This is a genomic window from Streptococcus sp. 21.1 (assembly GCF_016648635.1).
Classification (GTDB): domain Bacteria; phylum Bacillota; class Bacilli; order Lactobacillales; family Streptococcaceae; genus Streptococcus.
Genome location: NZ_JACLQL010000005.1, coordinates 92297 through 104476, shown reverse-complemented (window position 1 = coordinate 104476; position 12180 = coordinate 92297). Strand labels below are relative to the sequence as shown.

Here is a 12180-nt window from a genome sequence, read left to right as displayed (position 1 = left end):
CTTTATAAAAAGATTTTAAGTGGCCAAGAGAGCCACTTTTTCAACTCTAATAGAATACCCAAAATATTGGGAAAAATCAAGCTAAATATCTTAAGGAAATACAATATTTTGTGTTTAGTATTGAAACACAACCCTATATCTTGTGTTTCAAAGGCTTTTTTAAGTTCTCTAAATTAAATAGAATTTGTTTATGAAAATGGCTAAAAAAGAAATATCTCACCACAAATGTTATGTAATATAACATCAAAATGCCGATTCTATTTGTTTTTTCAAAAATAACAGTGTAGAATAAAGGAAATTTTTAACTAATGGAGGTTCAAGTATGCAAGAATACTGTTCAAATCTAACTGTAAATGGTAAAACATTCTCTTTCTATGATCTCGAAAAAGCAGCAAAATCTCATGATGTTAAGGTCGGAGAACTACCTTATAGCATTCGAATACTACTTGAAAGTCTCCTTCGAAAAAAAGATGGTGTCGATGTTAAGGAATCTCACATTTCTGATCTAATAAAATTTCCGAATTTTCCAACAATTTCTGAAGTACCTTTTAAACCAAGTCGTGTTATCTTACAGGATTTTACAGGGGTTCCTGTTGTTGTTGATTTAGCTTCCATGCGTGATGCTATAGTGGCTAATGGTGGTAAAGCCGAATTTATTAATCCCGAGATTCCAGTAGATTTGGTCATCGACCACTCTGTCCAAGTTGATTCATATGGATGTGATACTGCTCTTGAAGATAATATCAATCTAGAGTTTAAACGTAATAACGAGCGCTATGAGTTTCTTAAGTGGGCCGAACAGTCTTTTGAAAATTACCGTGCTGTTCCACCAGCAACAGGTATTATTCATCAGGTTAATATTGAATTTTTGAGTGATGTCATTATTGAAAATGATGGACTCCTATATCCTGACTCTATGTTTGGTACAGATAGTCATACGACTATGATTAATGGTATTGGCGTTCTTGGTTGGGGTGTTGGCGGAATTGAAGCTGAAGCAGCGATGCTAGGTGAAGCATCTTATTTCCCAATTCCAGAGGTTATTGGTGTACATCTGACAGGAGAGCTGCCTAAAATTGCCACAGCAACAGATTTGGCTCTCAAGATTACTCAGGTGCTTCGTTCTGAAAATGTGGTTGGTAAATTTGTTGAGTACTTTGGACCTGGCTTGAAGAGTTTATCTCTAGCTGACCGTGCTACTGTCGCTAATATGGCACCGGAATATGGTGCGACTTGTGGTTATTTTCCTATTGATGACGAGACTCTTAACTACATGCGTTTAACTAATCGTGATGAGGAACATATCCAAGTCACTGAAGCCTATACAAAAGCCAATCATCTTTTCTATGATCCAAGTAAAGAAGCCAAGTATACTAAGATTGTTGAAGTCGATTTGTCATCTATTAAACCTTCTATCTCAGGTCCTAAACGTCCACAAGATTTGATTCTCTTATCTGATGCTAAGCAAGAATTTCAAGATGCAGTGGTACGTGAAGCAGGTGTCCGTGGTTTCGGTTTAGATAATGAAGAGTTAGCAAAAACTGCAAAAGTTGATTTTGAGGATCATTCAGAAACAATTCAAACGGGTCATGTTGCCATTGCAGCAATCACATCATGTACCAATACCTCAAATCCTTACGTTCTTATGGCAGCCGGTCTTTTAGCCAAAAAAGCGGTTGAGAAAGGATTAAAAGTATCTCCAACAGTCAAGACCTCTTTGGCGCCTGGATCTAAAGTCGTTACAGGTTATCTCAAAGCTTCAGGCTTGCAAACCTATCTAGATAAGCTTGGCTTTAACTTGGTAGGTTATGGTTGCACAACTTGTATTGGTAACTCAGGAGATTTACGTCCTGAAGTGGCTAAGGCTATTGTAGACAATGATCTCTTAGCGAGTGCTGTATTGTCAGGAAATCGTAATTTTGAAGGGCGTATTAATCCACTTGTTAAAGCGAATTTCTTGGCTAGTCCACCATTGGTTGTTGCTTATGCCTTGGCTGGTAACACGAATATTGATTTGACAACTGAACCTCTAGGCTTTGACGACAATGGTCAAGCTGTTTATTTAGAGGAGATTATGCCATCTCGTGATGACATTGAGACTTATGTTGATAAATACGTCACCCGTCAACTCTTCCAAGATGAATATGCCAGTGTCTTTTCTGATAGCGAGAAGTGGAATGCCATTCCTACTGAACAAAGTCAAAATTATAAATGGAATCAAAACTCTACCTATATTCAAAACCCACCTTACTTTGATGCTTTAGGAGATGATTTGAGTATTAAACCATTGAATGATTTGAAGGTTTTGGCTAAATTTGGAGATACGGTTACAACAGACCATATTTCTCCAGCGGGTAATATTGCCAGAAATAGCCCAGCAGCTCGTTATTTGACTGAGAATGGTGTTGATTATCAAGAATTTAATTCTTATGGTAGCCGTCGTGGAAATCACGAAGTCATGATGCGAGGAACTTTTGCTAATATTCGTATCAAGAATGAGCTAGCAGATGGAAAAATTGGTGGATATACTAAATATGATGGTGATATTCTACCTATATATGATGCTGCTATGAAATATAAAGAAGCAAATCAAGATACGCTTGTAATTGCTGGTAAGGATTATGGTATGGGCTCTAGTCGTGACTGGGCGGCTAAAGGTGCAAATCTCCTTGGTGTAAAAGTAGTGCTTGCTGAGAGTTTTGAGCGTATTCACCGTTCAAATCTAGTTATGATGGGAATTTTACCGGTACAATTTATGGAAGGGGAAAATGCTGAAAGTCTTGGATTGACAGGACATGAGACCTTTAGCTTTGATCTTTCAGAAAATCCAGGTGTCCATGATGTTATCACTGTTACAGCTTCAACACCTGAACAAACCAAAACCTTTAAAGCCTTGGTACGCTTCGATGCAGATGCTGATATTCGCTACTATAAAAATGGTGGTATCTTGCCAATGGTTGTAAGAAAAAAATTGAAGGGAGCCTAATATGACAACAGTTGAAACTAATGGACTTAAGGATATGATTGCCTGTAATACTAGGATTTCATCTATTATTGATGATCATTTATCCTATGCAGGATATGATATTTCCGAGTTTATGGAAAATAAAGCGTCTTTTGAGGAAGTGATTTATCTCTTATGGAATGGTCATCTTCCTACGCAAATGGAACTCAAGTATTTTGAAGCTGAGTTGCGTAAGAACTATGACATTTCAGATGCTGTAGAACAATGCATTCTTATCCAATCTCGTCCACATTTGCACCCAATGAGTGTTTTACGTTCAACAGTTTCACTTCTTGGGGTATACAATGTGGATGCTGAGGAGAGATCCATGGAAGCCGTTTATCAGCAAAGTATTGAATTGATGGCTAAATTGCCAACAATTATTACGACTTTTGCACGCTTACGCACTGGTAAAATGCCCCTCAAACCAAGAGAAGACTTAGGTTTTGCTGCTAATTTTCTTTACATGCTGAATGGTGTTGAACCTTCTGAAATTGAAGTTGAGGCTATGAATAAGGCCTTAATTCTACATGCTGATCATGAGTTGAATGCTTCAACTTTTGCAGCGCGTGTTTGTGCTTCGACTCTGACAGATATTTATTCTTGTGTTACAACAGCTATTGGTGCTCTAAAAGGTCCCCTGCATGGTGGGGCTAATGAACGCGTCTTTGATATGCTTAAAGAAATCCGCGAATCAGGTGATGTTTATGCTTACTTGCAGGAAAAACTTGACTCTAAAGAGAAAATCATGGGATTTGGGCACCGTGTATACAAGAAACAGGATCCTCGTGAAATTTTCTTAAGAGATATGGCCAAAAAGTTGACAGAGGGTACCGAGAATGAAGAATTCTTTAATATGTCTCAAGAAATTGAAGAGTTCATGAAAGATAAGAAGGGATTAATTCCCAATGTAGACTTCTATTCAGCCACCGTATACCATACTCTAGGAATTGACAGCGATATCTTCACACTTATCTTTGCAATGAGTCGTGTCGCCGGCTGGATTGCTCATATTCAAGAGCAGCAAAAAAATAACAAATTGATTCGTCCTCGCTCACAGTATATTGGACAAGAAAATATGACCTATATTCCTTTAGAAAAACGTTAGGGAGGAAAGCTATATGGCAGAAAAAATCGTAATGACAAATGGACAGCTTCAAGTTTCTGATAGTCCAATTATCCCTTTTATTGAAGGGGATGGTGTTGGACATGATATCTGGAAGAATGCCCAAGCAATCTTTGATAAAGCAGTAGAAGTAGCCTATGAAGGGAAGCGTCATATTGAGTGGCAAGAGCTCCTAGCTGGTAAGAAGGCTTATGATAAAACAGGAGAATGGTTGCCGAAAAAAACATTGGAAACTATTCGAGAAAGTTTAGTTGCTATTAAGGGTCCGCTTGAGACGCCAGTAGGTGGAGGGATTCGTTCTTTAAATGTAGCTTTACGTCAAGAACTTGATCTCTACGCTTGTGTTAGACCGGTTCGTTACTTTGAAGGAGTAGCAAGTCCGCTTAAGGAACCAGAAAAAACGAATATTACTATTTTTCGTGAAAATACTGAAGATATTTATGCGGGAATTGAATGGGAAGCGGGAACAGCAGATGTTAAGCGCGTGATTGAGTTTCTCCAGACAGAAATGAATGTTAGTAAAATTCGCTTCCCAGAATCAAGTAGTATCGGAATCAAGCCGATTTCAATAGAAGGAAGTAAACGTCTCATTCGCTCGGCTATTGACTATGCTCTCAAGAACAATCTAAAAAAAGTGACCTTGGTTCATAAGGGAAATATTCAAAAATTTACAGAAGGTGGCTTCCGTAAATGGGGTTATGAAGTGGCTCAGGAAGAATATAAAGAAGAATTGCTGGCTGGTCGTTTAGAGATTAATGATATAATCGCGGATAACTTTCTACAACAGATTCTTTTAAATCCAGAAAAATTTGATGTTGTTGCCTTAACCAACTTGAATGGTGATTATGCCAGTGACGCCTTAGCTGCACAAGTTGGTGGTATCGGCATCTCCCCTGGAGCCAATATTAACTATCAAACAGGTCATGCTATTTTTGAAGCAACACATGGAACAGCTCCGGATATCGCGGATCAAGATAAGGCTAATCCTTGCTCAGTTCTATTATCTGGCTGCATGCTTCTAGATTATATTGGTTGGACTGAGGCAGCTCAACTGATTACAAGTGCTATTGAAAAGACATTTAAAGCTGATATCTTTACAGCTGACTTGGCATTTGGGAAACAAGCTTATTCAACGAGTGCCTTTAGCAATCAAATTCTTTCAATTATGTGATTGTTTTTGCTCGAAAATGAAAATTAACGATTGAAAACACCATGAAAGAAATTTTCTGAAAATGTTGTAAATAACTAGAGACTAGTATTTGCTTATGTTTTGAAAAATGAAAATGAGCAGTAAAATGAGAGACAAGCTTTCGAAAAACTTGTAGAAAGTACGTTTTAACCTTGATAATCTCAATTAGCTATGTTATAATTCTAAATTGTAAGGGTTATCATTGATAACTCAAATATTCCAAACTAAGAAGGAGAATCCATTATGGCTTCTAAAGATTTCCACATTGTTGCAGAAACAGGTATCCACGCACGTCCAGCTACTTTGCTTGTTCAAACAGCTAGCAAATTTGCTTCAGATATCACTCTTGACTACAAAGGTAAAGCAGTTAACCTTAAATCAATCATGGGTGTTATGAGCCTTGGTGTTGGTCAAGGTGCTGACGTAACTATCTCTGCAGAAGGTGCTGATGCTGATGATGCAATCGCAGCAATCGCAGAAACAATGACAAAAGAAGGATTGGCATAAGAATATGACAGAAATGCTTAAAGGAATCGCAGCATCTGATGGTGTTGCAGTTGCTAAGGCATATCTGCTTGTTCAACCGGACTTGTCATTTGAAACTGTAACAGTTGAAGATACAAGTGCAGAAGAGGCTCGTCTAGATGCTGCTCTAGCGGCGTCACAAGACGAGCTTTCTGTTATCCGTGAAAAAGCAGTTGAAAGCCTTGGTGAAGAAGCGGCAGCCGTTTTTGATGCTCATTTGATGGTTCTTGCTGACCCAGAAATGACTGGTCAAATTAAAGAAACTATCCGTGCTAAACAAGTTAATGCTGAAGCTGCTTTGACAGAAGTAACAGACATGTTTATCGCTATTTTTGAAGGTATGGAAGACAACCCATACATGCAAGAACGTGCAGCGGATATTCGTGACGTTACAAAACGTGTTCTTGCTAACTTGCTTGGTAAGAAATTGCCTAACCCAGCAACAATCAACGAAGAATCAATCGTTGTTGCTCATGACTTGACACCATCTGATACAGCTCAGTTGAACAAAAAGTACGTAAAAGCCTTTGTTACTAACATCGGTGGACGTACAAGTCACTCAGCTATCATGGCGCGTACACTTGAAATCGCAGCTGTTCTTGGAACAAATAACATCACAGAACTTGTCAAAGATGGTGATGTTTTGGCTGTTTCAGGTATTACTGGTGAAGTTGTTATCAACCCAACTGAAGAGCAAATTGCTGAGTTCAAAGCAGCTGGTGAAGCTTACGCTAAACAAAAAGCTGAATGGGCTCTCCTTAAAGATGCTCAAACAGTTACTGCTGATGGAAAACATTTCGAATTGGCTGCTAACATCGGTACACCTAAAGACGTTGAAGGTGTAAATGATAACGGTGCAGAAGCTGTTGGTCTCTATCGTACAGAATTCTTGTATATGGATTCTCAAGACTTCCCAACTGAAGATGACCAATATGAAGCTTACAAAGCAGTTCTTGAAGGTATGAACGGTAAACCTGTTGTCGTTCGTACAATGGATATCGGTGGGGATAAGGAACTCCCTTACTTCGACCTTCCTAAAGAAATGAACCCATTCTTGGGTTACCGTGCTTTGCGTATTTCTATCTCTGAAACTGGTAATCAAATGTTCCGTACACAATTGCGTGCTTTGCTTCGTGCATCTGTTCACGGTAAATTGCGTATCATGTTCCCAATGGTTGCTTTGTTGACTGAGTTCCGTACTGCTAAAGGTATTCTTGAAGAAGAAAAAGCTAAATTGGTTGCTGAAGGTGTTGCCGTTGCAGACGATATCGAAGTAGGTATCATGATTGAAATCCCAGCTGCAGCTATGCTTGCTGACCAATTTGCTAAGGAAGTTGATTTCTTCTCAATTGGTACAAATGACCTTATCCAATACACAATGGCTGCTGACCGTATGAACGAACAAGTTTCATACCTTTACCAACCATATAACCCATCAATCCTTCGTTTGATTAACAATGTTATCAAAGCTGCTCATGCTGAAGGTAAATGGGCTGGTATGTGTGGTGAAATGGCCGGTGACCAAACTGCTGTTCCACTTCTTGTTGGAATGGGCTTGGATGAGTTCTCAATGTCAGCGACATCTGTTCTTCGTACACGTAGCTTGATGAAGAAACTTGACACAGCTAAAATGGAAGAATACGCTAACCGTGCTCTTACTGAATGTGCAACAATGGAAGAAGTTCTTGAACTTTCAAAAGAATACGTTAACGTAGACTAATCATAAAAAGTGGAGGCTTAGGCTTTCACTTTTTTTATATCTAAACGGAGACAAAATAATTGACTCATTCTTTAGTTAGGAGTAGAATACCGCTAACCTAGGTTAATAATTTTAACTATTTTTTGTCAAAATTTTCTGAATAATTCTCGTTTAAATCTTGGAATATTTCTAAAAAAATGATAAAATAGGTCTTATAAATAGATAAAAGGAGTTACTATCTTGGCTAAACAATACAAAAACTATGTCAATGGTGAGTGGAAAACATCTGAAAACGAAATTACTATCTATGCACCTGCAAACGGTGAGGAACTTGGATCAGTTCCAGCAATGAGCCAAGCTGAAGTAGACGAAGTCTACGCAGCAGCTAAAGCAGCACTCCCAGCATGGCGTGCGCTTTCATATGCTGAACGTGCAGCTTACCTTCATAAAGCAGCAGATATCTTGGAACGTGATGCAGAAAAGATCGGTCAAGTTCTTTCTAAAGAAATCTCTAAAGGTTTGAAATCTGCAATCGGTGAAGTCGTTCGTACTGCTGAAATCATCCACTATGCAGCTGAAGAAGGTTTGCGTTTGGAAGGTGAAGTACTTGAAGGTGGTGCATTTGACGCTGGTAGCAAGAAAAAAATCGCTGTTGTTCGTCGCGAACCAGTAGGTCTTGTCCTTGCTATCTCTCCATTTAACTACCCAGTAAACTTGGCTGGTTCTAAAATTGCTCCTGCCTTGATTGCTGGTGACGTTGTTGCCTTCAAACCACCAACACAAGGTTCTATCTCAGGTCTTCTTTTGGTTGAAGCATTTGTAGAAGCTGGTATCCCTGCAGGTGTCTTGAACTCTATCACAGGTCGTGGTTCTGTTATCGGTGACTACATTGTTGAGCACAAAGCAGTTGATTTCATCAACTTTACAGGTTCAACACCAGTTGGTGAAAATATCGGTCGTTTGGCAGCTATGCGTCCAATCATGCTTGAACTTGGTGGTAAAGATGCCGCTATCGTTCTTGAAGATGCTGATCTTGACTTGACTGCTAAAAACATTGTTGCTGGTGCCTTTGACTATTCAGGTCAACGTTGTACAGCTATCAAACGTGTCCTTGTAATGGATAGCGTTGCAGATGAATTGGTAGAAAAAGTAACTGCTTTGGTAGGTAATATCACTGTTGGTATGCCTGAAGAAAGCGCAAGCGTTACACCACTTATCGATACAAAAGCTGCTGACTTCGTTCAAGGTTTGATTGATGATGCAGTTGAACAAGGTGCTACTGCTAAAACTGAATTGAAACGTGAAGGTAACCTTATTTACCCAGCAGTCTTTGACCATGTAACAACTGATATGCGTCTTGCTTGGGAAGAACCATTTGGTCCTGTATTGCCATTCATCCGTGTATCTTCAGTTGAAGAAGCAATCAAGATTTCTAACGAATCTGAATTTGGACTTCAAGGTGCTGTCTTCACACAAGACTACCCACGTGCATTTGCAATTGCTGAACAACTTGAAGTTGGTACAGTTCACATCAACAACAAAACACAACGTGGTACAGATAACTTCCCATTCCTTGGTGTTAAAGGATCTGGTGCCGGAACTCAAGGTGTGAAATACTCTATCGAAGCTATGACTCGTGTGAAATCAACAGTATTTGATATCGCAAACTACTAAGAGTGTAGCTATTCAATCATTAAAAAAGTGTAAAGGGTCCCAATAATAGGGGCTCTTTTTCTTTTAAAATATGGTATAATAGAACTAAATTTCGAATATAGAGAGTTTTCTGACAATGAATAAATCTTATTTTTACTTGGTTATGAAGACGCATGAGTTAGAGGTACCATACACTGGTCAACTTCGTCGTGTGCGTGTTCTTCTACCTAAGAACTATGAAACGGATACAGATCGTTCTTACCCTGTCGTGTATTTCCATGATGGTCAGAATGTTCTTTATAGTAAGGAGTCGTTTTCTGGCTATTCTTGGAAGATTATCCCAACAATCAAGCGTAATCCTGATATTTCGCGCATGATTGTTGTAGCTATTGATAATGATGGTCCTGGCCGTATGAATGAGTATTCTGCGTGGAAGTACCAAGAATCTAATATCCCTGGTGTCCAGTTCGGAGGTAAGGGTGTAGAGTATGCAGAGTTTGTCATGGATGTGGTTAAACCCTTTATTGATAAGGAATACCGTACCCTCTCTGACCGTCAGCACACAGCTATGATTGGTTCATCTCTCGGTGGTAATATTACTCAGTTTATGGGGCTTGATTATAAGGAGCAGATTGGTTGTCTTGGGGTATTTTCTTCAGCTAACTGGTTGCATCAGGATGCTTTTGATCGTTACATGTCGCGTCAAAAGCTCGATTCAGATCAACGTGTCTACATATATGTAGGAACTGAGGAAGCTGATGATACTGACAAGACCTTGATGGCTGGTAATATTAAGCAGGCTTATATAGACTCTTCATTGAGCTATTATCATGATTTGATTGCTCGTGGGGTTGATTTGGAAAATATCAAGATTCACATTCAATCTGGTGCTGAACACAATGAAGAAGCTTGGGCCGAGAATTTACCAGACTGTCTTCGCTTTTTCGCTGAAAAATGGGACTAGTCTTTATTAACGCAAATTAATTTAATTTAATTTAGGAAAAGGAATATAAATATGAATATCGAACATCTTAGCCACTGGAGTGGTCAACTTAATCGTGAAATGTATGTTAACCGTTATGGGCACGCTGGTATCCCTGTTGTGGTTTTTGCTTCATCAGGTGGTAGCCATAACGAATACTATGACTTTGGTATGATTGATGCTTGTGCACGTTTTATCGAAGAAGGACGCGTACAATTCTTTACGCTTTCAAGTGTGGACAGTGAAAGCTGGCTTTGTGATTGGAAAAATCCACACGATCGTGCTGAAATGCACCGTGCCTATGAACGTTATGTTATTGAAGAAGCTATTCCATTTATCAAACACAAAACTGGTTGGTTTGATCCAATGATGACAACAGGATGTTCAATGGGTGCTTACCATGCGCTTAATTTCTTCTTGCAACACCCTGATGTTTTCAATAAAGTAGTAGCCCTTAGTGGTGTCTACGATGCTCGTTTCTTTGTGGGTGAGTTTGGAGGGGATGAAGCTATTTACCAAAATTCCCCATCAGATTATATCTGGAACCAAAATGATGGTTGGTTTATCGACCGCTACCGTCAAGCTGAGATCATCGTATGTACAGGTCTTGGTGCTTGGGAACAAGATGGTCTTCCATCTTACTATAAACTCAAGGAAGCCTTTGAACAAAAGAATATTCCAGCTTGGTTCTCTGAGTGGGGTCATGATGTCGCTCACGATTGGGAATGGTGGCGTAAACAAATGCCTTATTTCCTTGACAATATGAACCTATAACTTCTTTGTCCATCCCATCTAAATAACTATAAAAGAGGAATTACTAATGAATTATCTTGTTATTTCACCATACTATCCACAAAACTTCCAACAGTTTACAGTTGAACTTGCTAATAAGGGCATCACTGTTCTTGGTATTGGTCAAGAGCCTTATGAACAATTGGATCAACCTTTGAAAGAGGCTTTGACTGAGTACTTCCGTGTAGACAATCTGGAAAACTTGGATGAAGTTAAACGTGCGGTAGCCTTTCTTTTCTATAAACACGGACCAATTGACCGAATCGAATCTCATAACGAATACTGGTTGGAATTGGATGCTGCTCTTCGTGAACAGTTCAATGTTTTTGGTGCTAAGCCAGAAGATCTTAAGAAGACTAAATTTAAGTCTGAAATGAAAAAACTCTTCCAAAAAGCTGGAGTTCCAGTTGTACCTGGTGCTGTCATTAAAACTAATGAAGATGTGGATAAAGCTGTGAAAGAAATCGGTCTTCCAATGATTGCTAAGCCAGATAATGGGGTTGGTGCAGCTGCAACCTTCAAACTTGAAACAGAAGATGATATCAATCACTTTAAGGCTGAGTGGGATCATGAAACAGTTTATTTCTTTGAAAAATTTGTAACTTCAAGCGAAATCTGTACTTTCGATGGTTTGATTGATCATGATGGTAATATTGTCTTCTCGACAACTTTTGATTATGCCCACACACCACTTGACTTGATGATTTACAAGATGGATAATTCTTACTACGTTCTTAAGGAAATGGATCCTAAGTTACGTAAGTATGGTGAGGCAATTGTCAAAGAATTTGGTATGAAGGAACGTTTCTTCCATATTGAGTTCTTCCGTGATGGTGACGATTATATTGCTATTGAATATAACAACCGTCCAGCAGGTGGTTTCACAATCGACGTGTATAACTATGCTCACTCTTTCGATTTGTACAAGGGGTATGCGGATATCGTTGCTGGCGAACCATTCCCAGCTTCTCAGTTTGAGCCACTTTACTGTTTGGCGACTTCACGTCGTGCAAGCTCTCACTATGCTTATTCAGAAGAAGAACTTTTTGATAAGTATCGTGAACAACTTAAAGTTAAGAAAATCATGCCCGCAGCCTTTGCAGAGTTGCAAGGTGACTTCCTCTATATGTTGACAACTCCAAGTCGTGAGGAAATGGAACAAATGATTGAGGACTTTGGTAAAAAAGCCTAGTCTGTATATGTTAAAAGC

9 protein-coding genes are annotated in these 12180 nt (G+C 39.1%); all 9 read left to right on the top strand.

The window, feature by feature from the left end; all coding sequences use genetic code 11:
- Positions 1-322 precede the first annotated feature (322 nt).
- The 9 genes from acnA (at position 323) to H7U01_RS05290 (ending at position 12162) form a co-directional block, all read left to right on the top strand.
- Positions 323-2986: an aconitate hydratase AcnA gene (gene acnA, locus H7U01_RS05330; protein ID WP_201041241.1), complete on the top strand. Its 2664-nt coding sequence runs from the start codon at positions 323-325 to the stop codon at positions 2984-2986.
- A 1-nt stretch (position 2987) separates the two neighbouring features.
- Complete coding sequence (locus tag H7U01_RS05325) at positions 2988-4112, top strand: citrate synthase (RefSeq protein ID WP_037600495.1); 1125 nt, start codon at positions 2988-2990, stop codon at positions 4110-4112.
- Positions 4113-4125: 13 nt separating this feature from the next.
- Complete coding sequence (icd, locus tag H7U01_RS05320; RefSeq protein WP_037600498.1) at positions 4126-5301, top strand: NADP-dependent isocitrate dehydrogenase; 1176 nt, start codon at positions 4126-4128, stop codon at positions 5299-5301.
- Between the two features lie 261 nt (positions 5302-5562).
- On the top strand, positions 5563-5826 hold the full coding sequence (locus H7U01_RS05315) for a phosphocarrier protein HPr (RefSeq protein ID WP_002884015.1): 264 nt from the start codon (positions 5563-5565) through the stop codon (positions 5824-5826).
- Positions 5827-5830: 4 nt separating this feature from the next.
- A complete protein-coding gene (gene ptsP, locus H7U01_RS05310) occupies positions 5831-7564 on the top strand; it encodes a phosphoenolpyruvate--protein phosphotransferase (RefSeq protein WP_002890681.1) in 1734 nt (577 codons plus the stop codon).
- Between the two features lie 219 nt (positions 7565-7783).
- The gene (locus H7U01_RS05305; protein WP_002890682.1) at positions 7784-9217 is read left to right on the top strand and encodes an NADP-dependent glyceraldehyde-3-phosphate dehydrogenase; all 1434 of its coding nucleotides are present in this window, start codon (positions 7784-7786) and stop codon (positions 9215-9217) included.
- A gap of 115 nt (positions 9218-9332) precedes the next feature.
- Positions 9333-10160: an alpha/beta hydrolase gene (locus H7U01_RS05300; RefSeq protein WP_004182709.1), complete on the top strand. Its 828-nt coding sequence runs from the start codon at positions 9333-9335 to the stop codon at positions 10158-10160.
- A 51-nt stretch (positions 10161-10211) separates the two neighbouring features.
- The gene (locus H7U01_RS05295) at positions 10212-10952 is read left to right on the top strand and encodes an esterase family protein (protein ID WP_002884014.1); all 741 of its coding nucleotides are present in this window, start codon (positions 10212-10214) and stop codon (positions 10950-10952) included.
- Positions 10953-10998: 46 nt separating this feature from the next.
- Positions 10999-12162 (top strand): ATP-grasp domain-containing protein, encoded by a 1164-nt coding sequence (locus tag H7U01_RS05290; protein ID WP_049528776.1) that lies wholly within the window; start codon positions 10999-11001, stop codon positions 12160-12162.
- Positions 12163-12180: the final 18 nt, after the last annotated feature.